Annotated in this window: 22 protein-coding genes; 13 read left to right on the forward strand and 9 right to left on the reverse strand. The window is 46.3% G+C overall.

The features are described from left to right. Nucleotides 1–4: 4 nt before the first annotated feature. Complete coding sequence (locus ACO0KZ_RS07730) at nt 5–973, reverse strand: stage II sporulation protein M (RefSeq protein ID WP_422994401.1); 969 nt, start codon at nt 971–973, stop codon at nt 5–7. Next, complete coding sequence (locus ACO0KZ_RS07735) at nt 970–1656, reverse strand: RDD family protein (protein ID WP_422994403.1); 687 nt, start codon at nt 1654–1656, stop codon at nt 970–972. Before ACO0KZ_RS07735 ends, ACO0KZ_RS07730 begins: the two co-directional genes overlap by 4 nt. A gap of 605 nt (nt 1657–2261) precedes the next feature. Here ACO0KZ_RS07735 and ACO0KZ_RS07740 point away from each other — a divergent pair. From ACO0KZ_RS07740 to ACO0KZ_RS07770, 7 genes are all read left to right on the forward strand, one after another. Then, complete coding sequence (locus ACO0KZ_RS07740) at nt 2262–3455, forward strand: phosphoglycerate kinase (RefSeq protein WP_422994405.1); 1194 nt, start codon at nt 2262–2264, stop codon at nt 3453–3455. A gap of 158 nt (nt 3456–3613) precedes the next feature. Beyond that, entirely contained in the window at nt 3614–5044 is a 1431-nt protein-coding gene (pyk, locus tag ACO0KZ_RS07745) for a pyruvate kinase (RefSeq protein ID WP_422994407.1), read from the forward strand. A 319-nt stretch (nt 5045–5363) separates the two neighbouring features. Then, nucleotides 5364–6428 carry a class II fructose-bisphosphate aldolase gene (gene fba, locus ACO0KZ_RS07750; RefSeq protein ID WP_395007200.1) on the forward strand — a complete coding sequence of 355 codons (1065 nt, stop codon included), beginning with the start codon at nt 5364–5366 and terminating at the stop codon, nt 6426–6428. A 143-nt stretch (nt 6429–6571) separates the two neighbouring features. Beyond that, a complete protein-coding gene (locus ACO0KZ_RS07755; protein ID WP_422994410.1) occupies nt 6572–7468 on the forward strand; it encodes a phosphoribosylaminoimidazolesuccinocarboxamide synthase in 897 nt (298 codons plus the stop codon). Between the two features lie 2 nt (nt 7469–7470). After that, nucleotides 7471–7977, forward strand: a complete 507-nt coding sequence (gene purE, locus ACO0KZ_RS07760) for a 5-(carboxyamino)imidazole ribonucleotide mutase (RefSeq protein ID WP_422994412.1) — start codon at nt 7471–7473, stop codon at nt 7975–7977. Between the two features lie 267 nt (nt 7978–8244). Further along, nucleotides 8245–9450, forward strand: a complete 1206-nt coding sequence (locus ACO0KZ_RS07765; RefSeq protein WP_422994414.1) for a 5-(carboxyamino)imidazole ribonucleotide synthase — start codon at nt 8245–8247, stop codon at nt 9448–9450. Between the two features lie 17 nt (nt 9451–9467). After that, nucleotides 9468–10499: an L-threonylcarbamoyladenylate synthase gene (locus tag ACO0KZ_RS07770; RefSeq protein ID WP_422994416.1), complete on the forward strand. Its 1032-nt coding sequence runs from the start codon at nt 9468–9470 to the stop codon at nt 10497–10499. A gap of 16 nt (nt 10500–10515) precedes the next feature. On the opposite strand, the gene ACO0KZ_RS07775 is transcribed toward ACO0KZ_RS07770, so the two are convergent. The 4 genes from ACO0KZ_RS07775 to ACO0KZ_RS07790 all read right to left on the reverse strand — a co-directional run bounded on the left by ACO0KZ_RS07775 (nt 10516) and on the right by ACO0KZ_RS07790 (nt 14116). Further along, nucleotides 10516–12534, reverse strand: coding sequence for a methyl-accepting chemotaxis protein (locus tag ACO0KZ_RS07775; protein ID WP_422994418.1), 2019 nt, complete (start codon nt 12532–12534; stop codon nt 10516–10518). A gap of 150 nt (nt 12535–12684) precedes the next feature. Then, on the reverse strand, nt 12685–13086 hold the full coding sequence (locus tag ACO0KZ_RS07780) for a response regulator (RefSeq protein WP_422994420.1): 402 nt from the start codon (nt 13084–13086) through the stop codon (nt 12685–12687). Between the two features lie 245 nt (nt 13087–13331). Next, on the reverse strand, nt 13332–13598 hold the full coding sequence (locus tag ACO0KZ_RS07785) for a SemiSWEET family sugar transporter (protein ID WP_422994422.1): 267 nt from the start codon (nt 13596–13598) through the stop codon (nt 13332–13334). Between the two features lie 8 nt (nt 13599–13606). Next, nucleotides 13607–14116 (reverse strand): flavin reductase family protein, encoded by a 510-nt coding sequence (locus ACO0KZ_RS07790; RefSeq protein WP_422994424.1) that lies wholly within the window; start codon nt 14114–14116, stop codon nt 13607–13609. Nucleotides 14117–14298: 182 nt separating this feature from the next. On the opposite strand from ACO0KZ_RS07790, the gene ACO0KZ_RS07795 reads away from it, so the two are divergent. The 4 genes from ACO0KZ_RS07795 to ybeY all read left to right on the forward strand — a co-directional run bounded on the left by ACO0KZ_RS07795 (nt 14299) and on the right by ybeY (nt 17841). Beyond that, a complete protein-coding gene (locus ACO0KZ_RS07795; protein WP_422994426.1) occupies nt 14299–14646 on the forward strand; it encodes a hypothetical protein in 348 nt (115 codons plus the stop codon). A 93-nt stretch (nt 14647–14739) separates the two neighbouring features. After that, nucleotides 14740–16065: a tRNA (N6-isopentenyl adenosine(37)-C2)-methylthiotransferase MiaB gene (gene miaB, locus ACO0KZ_RS07800; protein WP_422994864.1), complete on the forward strand. Its 1326-nt coding sequence runs from the start codon at nt 14740–14742 to the stop codon at nt 16063–16065. A 142-nt stretch (nt 16066–16207) separates the two neighbouring features. Continuing rightward, the gene (locus ACO0KZ_RS07805) at nt 16208–17368 is read left to right on the forward strand and encodes a PhoH family protein (protein ID WP_422994428.1); all 1161 of its coding nucleotides are present in this window, start codon (nt 16208–16210) and stop codon (nt 17366–17368) included. A gap of 11 nt (nt 17369–17379) precedes the next feature. Further along, nucleotides 17380–17841: an rRNA maturation RNase YbeY gene (gene ybeY / locus ACO0KZ_RS07810; protein WP_422994430.1), complete on the forward strand. Its 462-nt coding sequence runs from the start codon at nt 17380–17382 to the stop codon at nt 17839–17841. A 68-nt stretch (nt 17842–17909) separates the two neighbouring features. On the opposite strand, the gene ACO0KZ_RS07815 is transcribed toward ybeY, so the two are convergent. Beyond that, the gene (locus ACO0KZ_RS07815; protein WP_422994432.1) at nt 17910–18140 is read right to left on the reverse strand and encodes a helix-turn-helix domain-containing protein; all 231 of its coding nucleotides are present in this window, start codon (nt 18138–18140) and stop codon (nt 17910–17912) included. Nucleotides 18141–18148: 8 nt separating this feature from the next. Next, nucleotides 18149–18736 carry a hypothetical protein gene (locus ACO0KZ_RS07820; protein WP_422994434.1) on the reverse strand — a complete coding sequence of 196 codons (588 nt, stop codon included), beginning with the start codon at nt 18734–18736 and terminating at the stop codon, nt 18149–18151. Between the two features lie 212 nt (nt 18737–18948). On the opposite strand from ACO0KZ_RS07820, the gene ACO0KZ_RS07825 reads away from it, so the two are divergent. Both ACO0KZ_RS07825 and ACO0KZ_RS07830 read left to right on the forward strand, forming a co-directional pair. Next, nucleotides 18949–19887: an ion channel gene (locus ACO0KZ_RS07825; protein ID WP_422994436.1), complete on the forward strand. Its 939-nt coding sequence runs from the start codon at nt 18949–18951 to the stop codon at nt 19885–19887. Further along, complete coding sequence (locus ACO0KZ_RS07830; RefSeq protein WP_422994438.1) at nt 19884–20366, forward strand: histidine phosphatase family protein; 483 nt, start codon at nt 19884–19886, stop codon at nt 20364–20366. Before ACO0KZ_RS07825 ends, ACO0KZ_RS07830 begins: the two co-directional genes overlap by 4 nt. Before the next feature lie 3 nt (nt 20367–20369). On the opposite strand, the gene ACO0KZ_RS07835 is transcribed toward ACO0KZ_RS07830, so the two are convergent. Further along, nucleotides 20370–20675 carry a DUF1294 domain-containing protein gene (locus ACO0KZ_RS07835; RefSeq protein WP_422994440.1) on the reverse strand — a complete coding sequence of 102 codons (306 nt, stop codon included), beginning with the start codon at nt 20673–20675 and terminating at the stop codon, nt 20370–20372.

Below are 20675 nucleotides of genomic sequence, written 5' to 3' on the forward strand. Positions count from 1 at the left end.
CGCCTTAGCTCCTGACCCGACCAGCGAAAATAAAAAAAACTATTACTAGCAACCAACATAGCGCGCCGACGGCATATTTAACTGAATGTGGAATGACAGGGCTAGCGCTCCAAAAAGCTTCAAAGAACGCCGCGATGAAAGTCAAAATTGAGGCGCCAACTAAGATAGGGAACATACGCTGGCTGGCGGCATACAAAGCGCGTCTGCGACTGAGGCGTCCCGGTTGAATTAAGGATAAGCCCAAACGCATACCCGCCACGCCGGACAGCAACATACCAACAATCTCGAAACTACCGTGGGTAATCACAAAAGACCAAAAATTATGGCGCGTGGCAGGATCGGCGCTCAACCAGCTAGCTACAACGCCCATACCTAAACCATTGACACCCATGATATAGAGTGCGGGGATCCCACCAAAGACGCCCGCGCCAAAGGTGCGAAAATCGATAGAGATATTGTTCCAAATATACATGCCAAACATCGTAAAATCGCCTTCAGCGCCGCGACCAACACCAATCTTGTCGGACATGTACATTTGTCTCATTTTTTCAAGCTTGTCGGCAGATGAAAAACTATAAGCCATCTCTGGATTAAACCAGACCAATACACCAACCAACAATCCAACTCCCCAAAATGCCAGGCAGACAAACAGTAACAAACGCCATTCTTCGCGCACTCTCTGAGGGAATTCACTCAACAACCAACGGTGTAAAGTCATAGGGCGTTCGACCGCCTTGCCGTACAAAAGTTGATGACAATCGCTTACCATTTTTTGTAAGTAATCGGTGAGTGCTGGTGAGTAGCCACGTTGCAGTGCTAATGCCAGGTTTTGACATAAACGTCGATACAAAGCAGGGAATTCCTGCAATCCTGCTGGCGCAGGCGTATTCTTTTTTTTATGTCGTTCCTCAAGTATCGTTTTAATCTGATCCCACAAGGCTACATTTTGTATTTCAAATTGCTTTTGCTTCATAGCCTCATTCCTGCAACGTAGGCGCGCAAACGAGCCAGTGATGCTTCACCGGTTTGACCAGTGAGAGCTTGCGCTAAGCTCGCCAGTTCTAGCATACGAGCTCGGGGTAGGCTTTTTTCGCGTTCAAACATCTCGATCAAGGTTCTTTGCTGGTCGGGAGTAAGTGGATAGGGTAAGACCGCCATGTCTTTATCGTCATTACCTGTCATTTGAAGGGTGGGACGCAGCAGAGTTGGGGCGCGATAAACAACCTGCGTGCCAGCAACCATGTCGCCCAAGCGCCGGAATTGGGTGTCAAATAACATGCAAAGTAAGCCTGTTAAATAGAAAAAGGGAAGAAAGTCGCCAACTAATAACAAATTGCGCAAAACTGATTCGCGCCATCCGACCGGCAGTCCATCGGCACGTAAGACCTGCAATCCAAACAGACGTTTTCCTAAAGTTCTCCCGTCCCAATATACTTCACAAATAATCGCGTAACCCCAGTACAGGATAAAGCCACCTATCAGTAGCATTCCGGTACCTAGTTTGAATTGGCTGAGCAAAATCGAAAGCAAAGAAATTGCAACTAGGTAGATAAAGAAATCAATAGCCCATGCCCAAGCACGTGGAACTGGACCGGCTGGAGTGAGTAATAGACGTACGCCTTCCGGAGTGATCAGAGATAGGCGTCCATTCAGCATGTGTTTTTTTTCATATTGATGGATGATGTGCAGCTTGCATTAAATGGATTCAATTAGGTCGTTTATTCGTATTGTTGATCGACCGGGCTCCAGAAATAATCTTAGAAATTTTGACGAATTAGCAAGATGTCGATTGTAGCAAGAAAATATGACGAATGTCCCTGTTTAGTGGCATATCGCTAGTTGATTTTTAGATACTGATGTTCTCGTTTTGCAATTAAGGTGCGTTGTGTGCAATATCATAAATAAACTATTTTTTTATTGCTTTGTTTGCATCTTGGCGGTCTGCATAATTTGTTAGTTAAAGTAATAAGGTTTTCTATGTAAATGAGCGGCACATAAAAAACAATCGTTTCGGATTATTTGAGATATTGATACTGCGAGAGAGGGGCTTGCTAGGCTGTATTCAAAAATAAGTGCTTCAGCTCGCATATTCATGAGAAAAATCGCGAATCATCCTTGTGATTTGGTAAAATGCGCGATTAATTTAGAAATTTCACAGGATTTTAGGTTTTCTTGCTTTCGAGTTAATTCTAGTTACGCTGTGACACTGTGAAAATACCTACCCCCCGATTTGATTCGTTCTCAACTTAACTGGTCCTGCTATGCAATTTAATCGTCTGAGCGATCTCATCGCTGCTAATAAACTCCAAGGTCAACGTGTCTTTATTCGTGCAGATTTGAACGTTCCGCAAGATGATGCTGGCAATATCACCGAAGACACGCGTATCCGCGCCTCGGTTCCTGCGATTCAACAAGCTTTAAAAGCGGGCTCTGCCGTGATGGTGACATCTCACTTAGGCCGTCCGACTGAAGGTGAATTTAAGCCGGAAGACTCTCTCGCGCCAGTTGCTAAACGCTTGTCAGAGTTGTTAGGCGTGACAGTTGAACTCAAACAAAACTGGGTTGATGGCGTCGAAGTTGCTGCAGGTCAGGTTGTCTTGTTGGAAAACTGCCGTGTCAACAAAGGCGAGAAAAAGAACGATGACGCGCTCGCGCAAAAAATGGCAAAGCTGTGCGACATTTACGTGAACGATGCTTTCGGTACTGCGCATCGCGCTGAGGCGACGACACACGGTATCGCGAAGTATGCGCCTATCGTCTGCGCTGGCCCTTTGTTGTCGGCTGAGCTCGATGCTTTAGGTAAAGCACTTGGCCATCCATCACGTCCTTTGGCGGCGATTGTGGCTGGCTCAAAAGTTTCCAGTAAATTGACCATCTTGAAATCGCTCGCAGAAAAAGTCGATCAATTGATCGTTGGCGGCGGTATTGCGAATACCTTCATGTTGGCAGCCGGTTTGAAGATTGGTAAATCCTTGGCAGAAGCCGATCTAGTCAATGAAGCAAAAGCCATCATGGACATGATGGCAGCACGTGGCGCTATTGTGCCTATCCCGACTGATGTCGTATGTGCAAAAGAATTTTCTCCAACAGCTGTCGCGACAGTTAAAGCGGTTGCTGATGTACAAGACGACGATATGATTTTGGACATCGGTCCAGAAACAGCGCAGGTTTTAGCAGCGCAAATTCGTCAAGCTGGCACCATCGTATGGAATGGGCCAGTTGGCGTGTTTGAATTCGATCAATTTGGTAATGGCACTAAAGTATTGGCTGAAGCGATTGCAGATTCCAAGGGTTTCTCCATTGCTGGCGGTGGCGATACTTTAGCCGCAATTGCCAAGTACAACATCACAGAAAAAATTGGTTACATCTCGACTGGTGGCGGTGCTTTCCTTGAATTCTTGGAAGGCAAGACATTGCCAGCGGTAGAAATTTTGTTGCAAAGAGCTGCGCAGTAATCTGTGCAGAAAACTGCGGAAAAGCATTAGCCGTAGAGGCGCAGAGAGCGCAGAGTTTTAGTGTTGAATTTCTCTGCGTACTCTGCGCCTCTGCGGCGAAAAAATAAGTTTTGAACGTTTAAGCCCGACCTTGTAAAAATTATCCATCAGGAGATTCAATGTTACGCGGAACCAAAATTGTAGCGACAGTAGGCCCGGCATCCAATGATTTGGATACCTTAGTGAGAATGTTAAAAGCTGGTGTGAATGTGGTTCGATTGAACTTCTCACATGGTAAAGCTCAGGATCACATTGATCGCGCAAATATGGTGCGCCAAGCGGCCGAAGTTTGCGGCATAGAAATCGCGATTATGGCGGATATGCAAGGCCCGAAAATCCGTATTGGTAAGTTTGAAAATAGCAAGATTCAAATCGAAAATGGCGATAAGTTTATTCTCGATGCCGATTGCACCTTAGGTAATCAAGAGCGCGTTGGCCTCGACTACAAAGCCTTGCCTCGCGATGTTAAGCCAAAGGACGTATTGTTGTTGAATGACGGTCTGATTGTGTTGATCGTTGATAAAGTCATTGGTAATGAAATTCACACGACAGTAAAAATCGGCGGTGAGTTATCGAATAACAAGGGTATTAATCGTCAAGGTGGTGGCTTGACCGCCCCAGCATTAACCGCAAAAGACATGGAAGACATCAAGACAGCGATGTCATTCCAAGCCGACTATTTGGCGATTTCTTTCCCGAAAAATTCAACGGATATGGAAATGGCGCGTCAATTGGCAAATATTGCTGGAGAGCCGTTTAACCATAAACCGATGATGATCGCGAAGATCGAGCGTGCGGAAGCGATTCCTGCGTTGCAAGAAATTTTGGATGCCTCCGATGGCATCATGGTCGCACGTGGAGACCTGGCAGTTGAAGTCGGCAACGCGGCCGTTCCAGCTTTGCAAAAACGCATGATTAAAATGGCACGTGCATCGAATAAATTGGCGATCACAGCGACCCAAATGATGGAGTCTATGATTGTGAACGCGGTGCCAACCCGTGCCGAAGTGTCAGATGTGGCGAATGCGGTATTGGATGGTACCGATGCGGTGATGTTGTCTGCCGAAACTGCCTCCGGTAAATATCCGATTGAAACGGTAGAAACCATGGCAGCGATTTGCCTGGAAGCTGAGAAGTTTCAAGAATGCAAGCTCGATGCTGACTTTTTGAATTTGCAATTCACGCGCATCGATCAATCCATTGCTTACGGCGCTTTGTTCACAGCCCATCACCTGCGCGTGCAAGCGATTGCGGCCTTGACTGAATCTGGTTCGACTGCTTTGTGGATGAGCCGCCAAAGTATTGATGTGCCTTTGTTTGCTTTGACACCAAGTGTAGCGACTATGCGTAAAGCGGCTTTGTACCGCAATGTGCAGACATTCAAATTACCGTACAACCCAGACCGTGATTTGGTGTTGAAAGAAGCGGAAAATGTCTTGCTTGATAAAGGCGCCGTGAAGAAAGGTGATTTGATCGTGGCAACTTGGGGCGAGCAAATGGGTAAAGTGGGTGGCACGAACGCAATGCGAATAGTAAAGATCGGCGAGTAAACTGAATTGTAGGGCGAATTGCGGCGTTGCAAATGCTCGCAATACTAGTGTATTGCTGTGCTTTGCGCCTTGCACTGCATCCCTAAAATTCAGTTTCTAGAGGTGCCGAGTAAGAAGAATAACGAACAAAATTCAAAACTGGCGAAGTCTTAAGGCCACAAGCTTAAAGAAGTGCTGAGTAAGCGTAGCGAGCGGTCACAGTTTGGATTGAGAAGCGCAGCTCTACTCGAGTACAGCGAGCATCGCCAATTCAAAATGTGGTCGCGCAGTAGCTTAATCAGCATTTCGACTGAAGATTTTTTTATTTGGAGTTAAAACTATGTCTCTCGTATCTATGCGTCAATTGTTGGACCATGCAGCTGAAAACGGCTATGGCATTCCAGCGTTTAATGTCAACAATTTGGAACAAGTCACAGCGATCATGGAAGCGGCCAATGAAGTCGGCGCGCCGGTGATTATGCAAGCCTCTGCTGGTGCGCGTAAGTACGCCGGTGAAGCTTTCTTGCGTCATTTGATTTCTGCTGCGGTTGAAGCTTATCCGCATATCCCAGTGGTGATGCATCAAGATCACGGCCAATCTCCTGCAGTTTGTATGGCTGCGATCAAGTCTGGTTTTACATCCGTGATGATGGACGGTTCCTTGATGGAAGACGGTAAGTCTGTCGCCAGCTATGAGTACAACGTCGCCGTATCAAAAGAAGTGGTGAAGTTTTCTCACTCTATCGGTGTAACGGTTGAGGCGGAATTGGGCGTATTGGGTTCTTTGGAAACCATGATGGGTGACAAAGAAGACGGCCACGGTGCAGACGGCAAGATGACACGTGAACAATTGTTGACGGACGTTGCGCAAGCGGCTGATTTCGTCAAGCAAACTCAGTGCGATGCTTTGGCGATTGCGATTGGTACTTCTCACGGTGCGTATAAATTCTCTCGCAAGCCAACCGGTGATATTCTCGCGATTGACCGTATTAAAGAAATCCACACACGTATTCCGAACACGCATTTGGTGATGCACGGTTCTTCCTCCGTTCCACAAGAATTGCTCGAAGAAATTCGTCAATTCGGTGGCGACATGAAGGAAACCTATGGCGTGCCAGTCGAAGAGATCGTCATTGGTATTCAAAACGGCGTACGTAAAATCAATATCGATACCGATATCCGCTTGGCGATGACTGCGGCTATTCGTCGTTACATGTTTGAAAATCCAAGTAAGTTTGATCCACGCGATTATTTGAAACCAGCACGCGAAGCAGCGAAATTGGTTTGTAAAGCACGTTTCTTGGCATTCGGTTGCGAAGGCCAAGCGGCAAAGATCAAGCCTTTGACCTTGGAAAAAGTTGCAGAGCAATACAAGTCTGGTGCTTTGGCGCAGCTTGTGAAATAAGCGTTCTTGATTGAATTTAGATTGAAGTAAACCGGGCGCGTGGTGCGCCCCGCAGGGAGATTCAAAGCTTGTTTGTTGATGCGTTTAACGTATTGATGAAGAACTGATGAATCTCCCTTCAGCATTTTTTTTGAGACCACATTATGACTACGCAAATAAACTCCACTTTACATTCGCTACCACTGTTAGGTCGTGGCAAAGTCCGTGATAACTATGCCGTTGGCGAAGATAAACTGCTGATCGTGACAAGTGATCGCTTGTCCGCATTTGACGTAATCATGAATGAAGCGATTCCTGATAAAGGTCGTGTGCTCAATCAAATGGCCAACTTCTGGTTTGAAAAACTTGGACACGTCGTGCCAAATCATTTGACGGGTATTGATCCAGTATCCGTTGTCGCTGCGGACGAAGCAGAGCAAGTGCGTGGTCGCGCAGTGGTCGCGAAGCGTTTGAAGCCTATCATGGTCGAAGCGGTAGTCCGTGGCTACATCATTGGTTCAGGTTGGAAAGATTATCAGGACACAGGCGCGATCTGCGGTATTCAATTACCAGCGGGTTTGCCACAAGCCGCCAAATTAGACGCTCCGATTTTCACACCAGCTGCAAAAGCTGAAATGGGCGAGCACGATGAGAACATCAGCTTTGCTGACATGGAAAGTCGCATAGGCGCGGAGCTCGCAGCCAAGATGCGCGACATCAGTATTCAGCTCTACACCGAAGCGGCAAACTACGCTGCGACACGCGGCATCATCATTGCTGATACGAAGTTTGAATTCGGTCTCGACGACAATGGCGTATTGCATTTGATGGATGAAGTGTTGACAGCAGATTCTTCTCGTTTCTGGCCTGCAGATTCCTATGCAACGGGCATTTCGCCACCTTCATTTGATAAGCAATTTGTGCGTGATTATTTAGAGACGATTACGACTTGGAATAAGACCGCGCCTGCGCCAACTCTGCCGGATGATGTTGTGCAAAAAACTGCCGCTAAATACCGTGAAGCCTTAGAGCGTTTAACCGGTGAAAGCTTGAAGGCCTAATCATGAGCGACGTAAAATTAAATGCAACACCTGTTATCGGTGTAGTGATGGGTTCTTCATCCGATTGGGATGTAATGCAACATGCAGTTAGTGTGCTCAAAGAATTTGGTATTCCTTTTGAAGCAAAGGTCGTCTCTGCTCACCGTATGCCAGATGATATGTTTACGTACGCCGAAACAGCACGCAGTCGCGGCATTCGCGGCATCATCGCAGGTGCTGGCGGCGCTGCTCATTTGCCAGGCATGATCGCGGCAAAGACCATCGTGCCGGTATTTGGCGTACCGGTGCCATCTAAGTATTTACGTGGCGAAGACTCATTACTATCTATCGTGCAAATGCCGAAAGGTATTCCAGTGAATACATTCGCCATTGGTGAGGCGGGCGCCGGTAATGCTGCCTTGGCTGCGATTGCGATGTTAGCGACGACAGATGATGCGATGGCAGCAAAGTTAGAAGCCTTTCGCGCTAAGCAAACACAAGTCGCGCGGGATATGCATTTGCCTTTGTAGTCGAAGCACAATTTCAGCATAAAAAGAAATCTATCGCATTAGAAGCGCACTGTATTCTGCACCGTTATTCTGAAGCGATGGCCATTCAGGCGTCATTTCTGCGTAGGCAGGGATCCAGTGTCTTTAGGCTTTTACGCCGCTGAATTCCCGCCTCCGCGTGAATGACATTGAGTAACAAGCGCTCTAGATTTTTAAAGTTCGTATTGGCATTAAATCTCGTTTCAAATCGCATTTTATTTGTACCGCACTAGCATGGAAAAAACAATAATGTCCACTTCATTAATCAATACCTCTCCGCAATTCCCGAATTCAAAAGCCAGCATGTTAGGCATGGTTGGCGGTGGACAATTGGGACGCATGTTTGTGCATGAAGCACAGGCTTTGGGTTTTAAAGTGACGGTATTGGAACCGGAGGCGGGCAGTCCAGCTGCACATGCAGCCGATTCGCATATCCAAGCGGCGTACGACGATGCAAACGCGTTGCAGCAATTAGCGGCAAGCTGTTCTTCGTTTACTACTGAATTTGAAAATGTCCCGGCAGCGAGCTTGGCTAAGCTCGCAGAAACAGGCTTTGTTGCCCCAAGCGCCGCTTGCGTCTCAATAGCACAAGATCGCATCGAAGAGAAAGCCTTCTTCACCCGCTGTGCACCACAAACGGGCATTTTGCCAGCACCACACGCGATTCTTCGTACTGCAGATGATGTAGAAAAAGTCAGTGCCGATTTATTCCCGGGGATTTTGAAAACAGCACGCATGGGCTATGACGGTAAGGGCCAAGTGCGTGTCAAAACTATAGAAGAATTGCGTACAGCGTTCGCCGACCTACATGGTGTAGTGTGCGTATTGGAAAAAATGCTGCCACTCGCTTATGAGATTTCAGTGTTGGTTGCACGTGGTGCGGATGGTCAGGCGGTGGTGTATCCGATTGCAGAAAACGTACACAGGGACGGTATCTTATTCACGACCACAGTACCGAGTCCGCATGTCTCAGCAGAAGCCGCTCTAAAGACACAAAACGCCGCATTGAAATTGATCGCGGATATCAATTATGTTGGTGTCCTTTGCATAGAATTTTTTGTATTGCAGGACGGTTCCGTGGTCGTCAATGAAATGGCGCCGCGTCCGCATAATAGCGGGCATTACACGATTGATGCTTGCGTCACGAGTCAGTTCGCACAGCAAGTCAGAGCGATGGCGCGTTTGCCTTTGGGTGATGTGCGTCAGCATTCGCCTTGCGTGATGTTGAATATTCTCGGTGATATCTGGTTTGAGGATGGAACTGCACAAGATTTAGAACGACAACCAGCATGGGATAAAGTCTTGGCCCTGCCATCAGCCCATTTGCATTTATACGGTAAAGCAGAAGCGCGCCGTGCTCGTAAAATGGGACATATCACTTTTATCGCCGCGACCTTAGAACAAGCGCAAGACGAGATGCATCAGGCTTGCGCCATCCTCGGCATTGCAGTCTGATCTTCGCTGAGGTAAGTGTGAGTTCCTTAAAACAAATTGAAGCAGCTGCTCGCGCCTTAGAGCAGGGCGCATTAGTCGGCTTTCCAACCGAAACTGTGTATGGTCTTGGTGCCGACGCCGAGAATGTCGATGCGGTCGCCAATATTTATAAAGCCAAGGGTCGTCCATCAAATCATCCTGTGATTGTGCACGTCGCACCAGAGGCGGATATTGCTTACTGGGTCAAAGAGATTCCAGCGCCAGCTCAAGCATTGATTGATGCTTTTTGGCCGGGCCCATTAACATTGATTTTGAAGCGCGCCGATCATATTCCCGATGCGGTCTCTGGTGGTCAGGATTCGATTGGGGTTCGCTGCCCATCGCACCCAGTTGCTCAAGCTTTATTACGCGCCTTTAAAGGCGGCAAGGGCGGTGTGGCTGCGCCATCCGCCAATAAGTTTGGACATGTCAGTCCTACCAAAGCAGAGCATGTTCTAGAAGAATTTCCCGTAGAAGTGGCGAGTGGCATGATTGCCGCCGTGCTCGATGGCGGACAAAGTGACGTAGGCATAGAATCGACGATCGTGGATATGAGTCGCCTAGCGACGCATGGCCCAGTTTTGCTGCGCCCAGGCCATATCACTACATTACAATTGGAGCAGGTGTTAGGTATGGTTGTGAAAGCACCAGATCAAGCCGCACCACGTGCATCCGGAACTTTGGAGGCGCATTACGCACCGACTACACCAGTGGCGATGGTTGCGGTGGAAGATCTAGAACCGACCATTTCGCAATTACTTGCGGCTGGAAAACGTGTTGCTGTCATGGCATACGAATCGCATACAACCGATCCTCGATTGCAAGGCTGGCGTCAACTCAATCCTGATCCGATCGGCTATGCCCATGATCTGTACGCCGATCTGCGCGAGCTCGATCATGTGGATGCCGATATTATTTTGGTGGAAGCGCTACCAGAAAAAAGAGAGTGGCAGGGCGTAAGTGATAGATTACGCCGTGCCGCTTTTGACTCGCAGGGCATACTTGAACGTATGCTCATAAAGAAAACCTAAACTTTATTTTTGCAAGCTAAACCACGCGGAAATGAGCGATTTCTTCCTGTAAGACCTCTGCTTGTTGTGTTAACGCCCCTGATGCTGCGCTAGTTTCCTCGACTAGTGCCGCATTGGATTGGGTGTTTTCATCTAGTTCGCTAATCGAGATGCCGACTTGTGCCACACCAGTAGCCTGTTCTCTCGCTCCGACCGAGATGTCACTTAAAAACATACTAATTTGTTTCGCATTGGTGACCATGGTATTCATGGTGACGCCTGCTTGTTGTACCACCGCCGAGCCACTCGCAATTTGACCAACGCTGGCTGAGATAAGATCTTTAATTTCTCTTGCAGCATCGGCACTCCTATGTGCCAGAGTTCTGACTTCACTCGCTACAACTGCAAAACCTCGGCCTGATTCGCCTGCACGAGCTGCTTCTACGGCGGCATTCAAGGCAAGAATATTGGTTTGAAAAGCGATACCGTCAATCACCCCGATAATGTCGCTAATCTTGTGTGAGGAGTTGTGAATGTTTTCCATGGTTTGCACTACCGAATGAATGATCTTGCCACCACTCTCTGCCACTTGCGCATTTTCACCGGCGAATTTTGCTGCCAATGCTGCTTTGTCTGCAGACTGCCCGACGGTGGCACCGATCTCTTCCATTGCGGCAGCTTGTTCCTCCAGCGAGGCTGCAGCCGCTTCGGTGCGTGCTGATAAATCCAGGCTGGCGGTAGCAATTTCTGCACTGGTCGCATGCAAAGCGCGCGCTGAATGTCTGACCGTCCTTATTAATTCGTGCAGTGCATTGTAGGTCTGCTGTAGATCGTGCAGGACTTCTGCGGTTTCGTCGCTGCCGAAAGGCTTGCCCGGGATGTTGCGCAAATCGCCTTGTGCCACTTCGCCAAGGTGCACGCGCATGAGTTTAAAACCACCGTCGACCACTAAAAAGAAAGAATAAAAGAAATACAGTGCTAACAGCACGCTAACAAGGATTAATGCGCTGATCAGGTATAGATGACGTTCTGATGCTTTAATTCTTTGTTCTATCGTCTGATCTAATTCCTGTATGACGCGTGAGGTCAGGAGATAGAGATCTTTAATCGTAGTATTGGCCAATGTGATAAATTTACTTTGTGTTTCGGCGCCAAATACCTGGGTATCAATGACGTTTTTTAGCGCAAAATCATAAAATTCATTGCCTTCCTTAACTACCTCGTTAAAGTTTAGTTTGGATTTCAGATTTGAGCTACCGACAGACGCCTTGGTCAGGCTATCGTTCAAATTGCGAAACTGAAATTCGGCGACCGGAATCCATTTATTTAAGGATTTTTGTTGTGCTGGGCTTATTTCACCCGACTTCAAAACGGCATTACCCGTACCGCGTAGCTTACCGGAATACTCCAAAATATCCGGCAATCTAAGAAAAGCGGCATCCATTAGGTAGTAGGAATCGACTTCTGGATCTAATGTGAGGTTTGAATTATCCGCCACGTTTGTCATTAGCGTGATCAGAGAGGCGATGAAGTCGCTGTGAACTTGAAAGATATCGGGAGCACCAGTCGCATTATTGGTTTTTTCAAAAGCCGATCTTGTGGCCGCGTAGTCTTTGTCTACACCAAGTACTCCCCCTAATTGTTGATGCGTTGCTTCGAGCTTGGTCAGCGCCGCTTGCAACTTCTCTTTAGTGGCAGTCGCAGCACTGGCAGCGCTAGGGTCAACACTGGCTGCCAATGAATCGCGCCTAAATTGTTGCGCGAGATCCATGACGGGAAAAATTTCTCGATTATAGGCAATGCCAATTCGTTCTTTTTTAGCAAATGAAATCTGCGTTATTTGATCGGAGTAAAAATACCAGCTTACGGTGCTGAGTGGTAGGGCAAGAAGCAATAGTATTAATGCCGCTTTCGTGCGAAATTTCATTTTCGCCATGATGCTCACCCCTAGACGCCAAATGGGGTTGGTATAAAAATCACTCGCATCCATCTCAGCTGATTTTGGCGCTGCTAGAAATTCCTTCATAGCAGGGCTTACACGAACAATCTTACTCATAGTATCCAAGCCTTCAAAGAATTTTAAAATAGGGTAGCCAACATCATTGAGTATCAATATACAGCAAAGGCATTTTTTTTTTTTGAAATAGAATTTCTTAGGAGTAATATATTCTAAGGAGATGTTTTAAAACAACTTTTTATTCGCCTATTATGTAAAAAATCGTGAAATTTCAGCTTGTATTTGTTCTTTTTTAACAGGTTTAGCGATGCAGGCATCGGCGCCCAGTGCTTTGAGTTTGCGTATGTCTTCTGGTTCTGAATGACCACTTACCATGATGATAGGTAAACGAGAGGTCGTGTGAGTTTCATTTTTTCTGATTGCGATCAGTGCTTCTAGACCGTCCATCTCGGGCATTACGACGTCAAGAAAAAGTAGATCAAATTTTTGTCTTTTTAACGCAACTAAAGTGGCTTTCCCATCATCCACCGTGGTGCAATTATGACCCATCGATTCCAGATGGATAACGAGCATTCTTTGCATAAAGAAATCATCATCGGCGATCAAAATATCGAGTTTGCTCTTTGATTTTGGCGCGTATCCAAGGGGCATGATGGTTATCTTTGAAAGATGGTAGTCAAGGTCGAAAGCGCCTGGCTGCTCCCGACGACTTAAAGTTAGGCATGTTTTAGCTTCGATACCAATAAGAATGTATCAGACCTTGACTGACTCGGGGTAATTGCCGAGTATGAATTTTTCGGTCGTACGGATTTAAGTGTGGGTTGTACGTTTCTGATAGGGTGATTTATCCAAGCCTATTTGTACGCTATTTGTAGCAAATATCGACAGGCAGTTCTTTACTTATAAATGAGCTTCATTGCCAAAATGAATGCAGATAAAGAGAGTGAAATAACATTGGCCACAATAATCGGCCAGGCACTCAGCATCAGGCCATAAATCAGCCAGCCAATCGTGCCCGTGACCATTATGCAATACATGCCAAGTGAAACGCCTTCAGCGCGCTTGCGACGCCAGGTTAGCCAGGCTTGTGGAATGAAGGCGCTAGTGGTTAGAAAGGCTGCAATATAGCCGACCAAGTCTAATGGAGTTATAAATTGAGTCATAAAATAGGTTAAAGCGCTTTGCTAGTCCAGAATTGACCGTGATGAAATACTAAAGGCGCTTGATTGTTTGCCGCACATTGCTCGACTTCGCCGACGAAGATCACGTGGTCACCTTCAGGGTAGCGACTGCGATTAAAGCATTCAAACCACGCCGACGCGCCTTTCAATATCGGTAAGCCGGTACGAGACAATGTGAATTCGACACCCTCAAAACGATCTTCAACACGACTGGCGAATTGTTCTGCCAGATGGCGCTGTTCAGCGGCCAAGACATTGATCACATAATGAGAATTTTGCGCAAATATTGGCATGCTTTGTGCGCGATCACCGAGACTCCAGATTACCAAGGGCGGGTCAAGTGAGACAGAGTTAAACGAACTCGCAGTCAAGCCTAAAAACTTACCATTAGGCATGCGCGTCGTAATTACCGTAATGCCAGTGGCAAATTGCGATAGCGCGTGGCGGAAGTGTTGACTATCAAAATCAGGTGGGAGTGAGGTGCTGGCTGGCGTTAGCATTGGTTTTCCAAAAACATTTTCCATCATTATCCCAGATTTTTCCTCAATGCATGATATTCCCAATCCACGTATATCGGTGCATGCGAAGAAAGTACTTGGCTGTGTTAAACTGTCGCCCTTATTGCTAGTCAATTTGTTTTGTAACTAATTGATTTTTAAGAATATTTAATCGAGAGTTTGCCATGTTTAATAGTAAAAAATTACGCTTTCTCGTTTTAACTGGGCTTTTAGCCTCTCTCAGCCTGAGCTTTAGCGCGAATGCGATGCAAGTAGAACGTATGTTCCCCGAAGGGATTAAGCGCGGCAAATTGAGCACGACAGCTTTAGCCGAATTGGTGATTGACGGTAAGTTACGACAAAGCGCAGTCGGTATTCGCATCTATAGTGAAGACAATCTCACTGTCACGCCAGCCAGTGTTGATGTTAGAAATGTCATTATTTATTATCAGGAAAACGAGTTTGGCGAGATCCAGAAAGTGTGGATACTAACCGCAGAAGAAGCTAGCAAGCCTATTCCTAAGCGTCTTTGATTGACTTGATCTTAGGTCGGTTTAATTGATTAATTTGTATTTTGAAATGAAGAAGTAATGTTGCCCCCAGATTCCACAGAAGATAAGAGCGCTATGCAGAAGAAAGTATTCATCAAGACCTTTGGTTGCCAAATGAACGAGTATGACTCGGACAAAATGCAAGACGTGTTAGCGGCAACTGATGGCATGATTAAGACCGACAATCCGGAAGATGCCGATGTGATTTTGCTCAACACCTGTAGTGTGCGTGAGAAGGCGTCGGAGAAAGTGTTTTCCGATCTCGGTCGTCTGCGTGAACTGAAAAAATCTAAACCCGATTTGCTGATCGGTGTCGGCGGCTGTGTCGCATCGCAAGAAGGTGAAGCCATCATCCGTCGCGCTCCTTATGTTGACGTCGTCTTTGGACCGCAAACTTTGCATCGTTTGCCGCAGTTGATTAAAGATCGCCGTGATTCTGGCCGGTCACAAGTCGACATCAGTTTCCCTGAAATTGAAAAATTTGACCATTTACCGCCAGCGAAAGTCGAAGGTTCAACCGCTTTTGTATCGATCATGGAAGGCTGTTCTAAGTATTGCAGTTATTGCGTAGTGCCTTACACACGTGGTGAAGAGGTTTCACGTCCATTCAATGATGTCTTGGTCGAAGTGGCCGGTTTGGCAGAGCAGGGCATCAAAGAAATTAGTTTGTTAGGTCAAAACGTTAATGCCTATCGCGGTCTGATGGAGGATGGTGAGATTGCTGACTTCGCTTTGTTATTAGAATACATTGCTGAGTTTCCGCAAATTGAACGTATCCGTTTCGTGACTAGCCATCCTAAAGAATTTAATCAGCGTTTGATCGATGCTTACGCCAAGATCCCTAAATTAGTCGATCACGTGTATTTGCCGGCGCAGCACGGATCTGATCGCGTGTTGGCAGCCATGAAGCGCGGTTATACTTCATTGGAATACAAATCAGTTGTGCGCAAATTGCGCGCTGTACGTCCGAATATGCATATCTCCTCCGACTTTATCGTCGGCTTCCCTGGTGAAACGGATGAAGATTTTGATGCGCTAATGAAGCTGATTAACGATGTGGAGTTTGATAATAGTTTCAGTTTTATCTTCAGTGCTCGTCCAGGTACACCAGCGGCGAGTTTGGAAGACACTACACCTGCGCCGCTAAAGCTCAAACGCCTGCAATTTTTGCAGGCTGTGATTGATGCGAATACGAAAAAATATAGCAATGCGATGATAGGCACGATACAACGTATTTTGGTCGAAGGCCCGTCGGTGAAAGACCCTAATGAATTGCAAGGCCGTACCGAGAATAATCGTGTTGTGAATTTTGCGGGCAGTAAAGAATTGATTGGTACGTTGGTGAACACGCGCGTTACTGAGTCCTATAATTATTCATTGCGTGGTGAATTGGTCGATTAATTTTGCTTAGGAATAAAACTAGGGCGGGTGCAACCCGCAACAGAATGCTATTTGATACCGAAGTTTGATTAGTAAAAATTGTTTTATAAGCCATCAAGAGAAATCTCAAAATAAGATCTTCATTTTAAGAAAATAGAAAATTTTGAAAACGAAAACGCCTGTCCCCGTTTTATATTTTGTTCCTCAGCCCTTAGATAATCTGCGGCTTGCGCATTTGTGCGGGCCTTTGGATGAAAATCTTCGACAAATTTCTGCAGCTTTGGATCTTAGTATCTTCCGTCGCGGTGAGAAGTTTATCGTGAGCGGACACAATGCTGAAAAAGGCTTGGAGTTACTCGAAAAGTTTTATACCCTGGCGAAAAAGATCATCACCATCGATGAAGTGCAACTAGCTTTAGTTGAACAACGTGCCGCGACCAGCTTGAAAAAGACCGCAGAGACCGCCTTTGAACCGGAAGCTATTACCGAAGAAACTTCGACCGTGAAACGTCGCAGCACCAAATCAGCGGCGTCCAGTACAGCAAAAGCCAAGATCAAAGAAGTCGCCCCTGTCGAAGTCGAAGAGACGATTGAAAGCCCCATTCTCAAGACTCGACGCAGCGATTTACGTGGGCGTACCCCGCATCAAAATGCCTATATCAAATCTATCCTCGAACATGACATTAGTTTCGGCATAGGACCAGCGGGTACTGGTAAAACTTACTTGGCTGTCGCTTGTGCAGTTGATGCGCTGGAACGTGATGCGGTCAAGCGTATTGTATTGACGCGTCCAGCGGTGGAGGCCGGTGAGCGTTTAGGTTTCTTGCCAGGTGATTTGGCGCAAAAGGTCGACCCTTATTTACGTCCTTTATACGACGCTTTGTACGATTTGTTAGGATTTGATCGCACCCAAAAAATGTTTGAAAAGCAGGTGATTGAAATCGCACCGTTGGCTTACATGCGGGGCCGCACCTTGAATCACTCGTTCATCATTCTGGACGAAGCGCAAAACACCACGCCTGAGCAAATGAAAATGTTCTTAACTCGTATAGGCTTTGGCAGCAAAGCGGTGATAACAGGTGACGTGACTCAGATAGATTTGCAACGTCATCAGAAGAGTGGTCTGGTCGATGCCTGTCAAGTTTTACGCAATGTGCGTGGCATCGCTTTCAATCAATTTACCAGTGTTGACGTGGTGCGACATCCTTTGGTTGGTCGTATTGTCGATGCTTACGAAGAAGCGACCCAACATCAAGATCAGCAAGACGCCGAGATCGTCAGCTTGAAACATGCAACCGCGATGAACAAACCTCGACGTAGATAATGTAAATAATTATGGCAACTAGTTCCAAACCTAAATTAACACTGTCCGTGCAATACGCCGATGAGCGTTTGAAAGACGTAATGACACGTCCCTTGCTGCGCAAAACCATACAAGCGGCATTATTCTTCCCCGCAGAATTAACCCTGCGCATCGTTGATGCGGAAGAAGGACAAGAACTCAATCGTGATTATCGCGGCAAAGATTACGCGACCAATGTATTGACCTTTGCTTACACCGAAGACAGCGATGCGGAAGTCACGCAAGCTGATATCATTTTGTGTACCGATGTGCTTGAAAAAGAAGCCAAAGAACAAAAGAAAACCGTGCTCGAACACGCCCAGCATTTGGTTGTACATGGCGTTTTGCACGCGCAAGGCTACGATCACGAAACTGATGAAGAAGCGGAAGAAATGGAAGCTTTGGAAATTGAGATTTTGGCTGGTTTAGGATTGGCAAATCCTTATCAAGAATAAACCATAGCCTCATCTCAATACCGAATAGATGAGGCTATTTAGATGAGGCTATTCATTCTCAAGCAGCTTTATTCCGCACTACTATCCTCGGATAGCTTTCCATCAAAAGCCAGAATTTCTCCTGGCTGGCATTGCAATACATGACAAATTTTTTCCAGCGTGTCAAAGCGTATCGCCTTCGCACGCCCAGATTTGAGCACCGATAAATTTTGCGGCGTAATATCGACTAATTCCGCCAAGGTGTTCAGGCGCATCTTACGCTGCGCCAACACCACATCTAAGTTCACAATGATAGGCATGGGTTTCCTTAGATGGTGAGTTCGGCTTCTTCGTTGAGATTGGTGCCGATTTCTAAGGCCCAGAGGATGAGACTGAGGAAGCCCAGTTCTATGAGAAAGGCAATTGAATCCCATATCCAGTTGAATCCACGATCGTAGTTTTCGTTTGTAGTTAGGATGCAGTATACAAGTATGATAAATGAACTTGCTAACCAAGCTAGGCCCCAATATAAATTGAGTTTGTAGGCTTTTCTGGCATGAGAAAGTGCTCGTGCATTGAATATGTCACCATTGTAAAAACATTGAATAAGCCTTTGTACGTGGAAGAGAATGTAAACGATTGGTATAAATAACGAGAAAAATACTAATGCGAAAAAAATTTTGCTACCGAGGCTTAATCCTTGCTTAGCGAACTCCTTAAATTCGAGGAGGCCATGGTCGGTAAAATAGATAATTGATTGGTGGATGTCGACCTCCCCAGTTTGAATCGACGAGATGTAAATGAAACCGCTAAGCCCACATAGACTAGTGATTAACAAAAGCGGCATCGAGACCCAAAGCAAATACCCACTAACTTTACGAAATGCGGCGATACGCTGATTGCGTTCTGAAGTCATAGTCAGCTCCTTTGATGTTTTGTATTTTGTTATGTTAATTAAGATCGAATTGAAATGCAGTCAAAAATTATCGAATATCGATAAAAATAAATTGAAATTCATTTTATTGTCATTTCTGTTGCCAATTTTTTCTGCGCGTCGTTTTAGACTGCAATATCAGTGTCACTCCAGTACAATTGTTATTTAGTCTTCTACTAAACACCGACCCCTATATGAGCAAAAACTCTCCCAAAGAACATAAACGCATTATTCAAATGAGTGGGCGAAAGGTGATTACCTACGGCATGCGTACGCACTTTTGGCAGGATATTTACTATTACGCAATGACTTCTAGCTGGCCGGTTTTCTTCTTGGCTTTTGCAGTCTTGTTTGTGGTCATGAATGTCGTGTTCGCTGGTCTATATTTAGCAGGTGACAATGCAATCGGGAATTTGTATCCGCAAGGCTTCCTAGGCGCTTTCTTTTTTAGTGTTGAGACTTTGGCGACAGTTGGCTACGGTGATATGCATCCGCAAACCGCTTATGGGCATTGGGTGTCGACATTCGAAATTTTTATAGGCATGTCGGGGCTGGCGCTCATCACGGGTTTGATATTCGCCCGTTTCTCTAGACCACGTTCAAGTATTGTGTTTGCTGAGCATCCAGTCAGTCATGTGTCTGAGGGGAAAAATCTCTTGATGATACGTATGGCCAATGCACGTATGAATGTCATCAGTGAGGCTGCAGCAAAATTGCGCCTGATCTGGAATGAAGAATCACCGACTAACGGCAAATTTAGACGTATCTACGATCTCAAGCTAGAACGCGACCAGCATCCGATTTTTATCTTGGGTTGGACGATTTTTCATGTGATCGATGAGCATAGTCCCTTGTTTGGGATCAGCCCCACGGTCTTACTGGAACGCCAGGCCGCATTGATATTGAGTGTCGATGGCATCGACGAAACCACGAATCAAAATCAGCGTGCGCGCCATTACTATCCCTGTGAATTGATACGTTGGAATCACCGGTATGTTGATATCTTCGAAAATCAGGCGGTGACGACGAGCAAAGAAAAGCAAGATATTCAAGAAATCCATTATTCACGTTTTCATGATTCAGAAGAGATTGATAACGCCTTAGCCGAACAAAGTGAGGAAACAAGAGCATGAAAAAGATTATCACCATATTGAGTTTGTCAGTGGGTTTGTTGAGCTCCTCCGCATGGGCATTTCAGACCATAGTGCTTGTGCGACATGCAGAGAAGGTCGATGAAAGTCGTGATCCACTGCTAAGTACACAAGGTCAGAAACGGGCACAGGATTTGTCTCGGGTGCTGCGCGATGCCGACATCGGACAAGTGTATGTGACGGAATTTCAGCGCACACAAGCAACAGGAAAACCATTGGCAGATTTGCGTCAATTGCCTTTAACACCTTATTCAGCTAAAGAATCATTGGCACTTGGGGCGCAGCTTCGGGACTCAAAAAAAAACACCTTGGTCGTAGGGCATTCGAATACGATTAATACAGTGCTGAAGGGATTAGGTATCGATAATATGGCGCCTGTCGCTGATGATGAATTTGATCGCCTAGTCATCGTCACTTTGTCTAAAGATCGGGTGCCAAGCGTGACTCTGTTGCGTTATTGAAGCTCATCCTGGAGAAATGATATAGATCCATAGCAGCAGATGTAGCAGGCAAGCTATGATTGCGACCCATCGGAAAACAGGTTTCTGAGTCTTGTGTCGAAAACTTTGTTGTGCCAAGAGCGCAATGATGCCACCTGAGAGTAGGGTCCAGACGAGCAATTGTCGTTCGCTGATGCGTTGACTATGCCGGCGCGCTGCGGCCTTATCCCAAGCGTATAAAAAAAGGCAGATCGCATTCACAAGTCCATAAAATAAGGGGACGCCGAGTTCTGCGGCACTAAGTTGTGCATGTAATTGAGAGAAGTTCAT

The sequence above is a fragment of the Undibacterium sp. Di24W genome (assembly GCF_049340325.1).
Taxonomy (GTDB): Bacteria; Pseudomonadota; Gammaproteobacteria; order Burkholderiales; family Burkholderiaceae_D; genus Undibacterium.

Excerpts from the sequence above, each read along its gene's own strand:
- ACO0KZ_RS07730 (WP_422994401.1), bottom strand. The coding sequence starts at position 973 with ATGAAGCAAAAGCAATTTGAAATACAAAATGTAGCCTTGTGGGATCAG.
- ACO0KZ_RS07790 (WP_422994424.1), bottom strand. The coding sequence starts at position 14,116 with ATGCTAACGCCAGCCAGCACCTCACTCCCACCTGATTTTGATAGTCAA.
- ACO0KZ_RS07825 (WP_422994436.1), top strand. The coding sequence starts at position 18,949 with ATGAGCAAAAACTCTCCCAAAGAACATAAACGCATTATTCAAATGAGT.
- ACO0KZ_RS07735 (WP_422994403.1), bottom strand. The coding sequence starts at position 1,656 with ATGCTGAATGGACGCCTATCTCTGATCACTCCGGAAGGCGTACGTCTA.
- miaB (WP_422994864.1), top strand. The coding sequence starts at position 14,740 with ATGCAGAAGAAAGTATTCATCAAGACCTTTGGTTGCCAAATGAACGAG.
- ACO0KZ_RS07775 (WP_422994418.1), bottom strand. The coding sequence starts at position 12,534 with ATGAGTAAGATTGTTCGTGTAAGCCCTGCTATGAAGGAATTTCTAGCA.
- ACO0KZ_RS07755 (WP_422994410.1), top strand. The coding sequence starts at position 6,572 with ATGACTACGCAAATAAACTCCACTTTACATTCGCTACCACTGTTAGGT.
- ACO0KZ_RS07830 (WP_422994438.1), top strand. The coding sequence starts at position 19,884 with ATGAAAAAGATTATCACCATATTGAGTTTGTCAGTGGGTTTGTTGAGC.
- ACO0KZ_RS07795 (WP_422994426.1), top strand. The coding sequence starts at position 14,299 with ATGTTTAATAGTAAAAAATTACGCTTTCTCGTTTTAACTGGGCTTTTA.
- fba (WP_395007200.1), top strand. The coding sequence starts at position 5,364 with ATGTCTCTCGTATCTATGCGTCAATTGTTGGACCATGCAGCTGAAAAC.
- ACO0KZ_RS07740 (WP_422994405.1), top strand. The coding sequence starts at position 2,262 with ATGCAATTTAATCGTCTGAGCGATCTCATCGCTGCTAATAAACTCCAA.
- ACO0KZ_RS07835 (WP_422994440.1), bottom strand. The coding sequence starts at position 20,675 with ATGAACTTCTCTCAATTACATGCACAACTTAGTGCCGCAGAACTCGGC.
- ACO0KZ_RS07765 (WP_422994414.1), top strand. The coding sequence starts at position 8,245 with ATGTCCACTTCATTAATCAATACCTCTCCGCAATTCCCGAATTCAAAA.
- ACO0KZ_RS07780 (WP_422994420.1), bottom strand. The coding sequence starts at position 13,086 with ATGCCCCTTGGATACGCGCCAAAATCAAAGAGCAAACTCGATATTTTG.
- ACO0KZ_RS07820 (WP_422994434.1), bottom strand. The coding sequence starts at position 18,736 with ATGACTTCAGAACGCAATCAGCGTATCGCCGCATTTCGTAAAGTTAGT.
- purE (WP_422994412.1), top strand. The coding sequence starts at position 7,471 with ATGAGCGACGTAAAATTAAATGCAACACCTGTTATCGGTGTAGTGATG.
- ACO0KZ_RS07815 (WP_422994432.1), bottom strand. The coding sequence starts at position 18,140 with ATGCCTATCATTGTGAACTTAGATGTGGTGTTGGCGCAGCGTAAGATG.
- ybeY (WP_422994430.1), top strand. The coding sequence starts at position 17,380 with ATGGCAACTAGTTCCAAACCTAAATTAACACTGTCCGTGCAATACGCC.
- pyk (WP_422994407.1), top strand. The coding sequence starts at position 3,614 with ATGTTACGCGGAACCAAAATTGTAGCGACAGTAGGCCCGGCATCCAAT.
- ACO0KZ_RS07785 (WP_422994422.1), bottom strand. The coding sequence starts at position 13,598 with ATGACTCAATTTATAACTCCATTAGACTTGGTCGGCTATATTGCAGCC.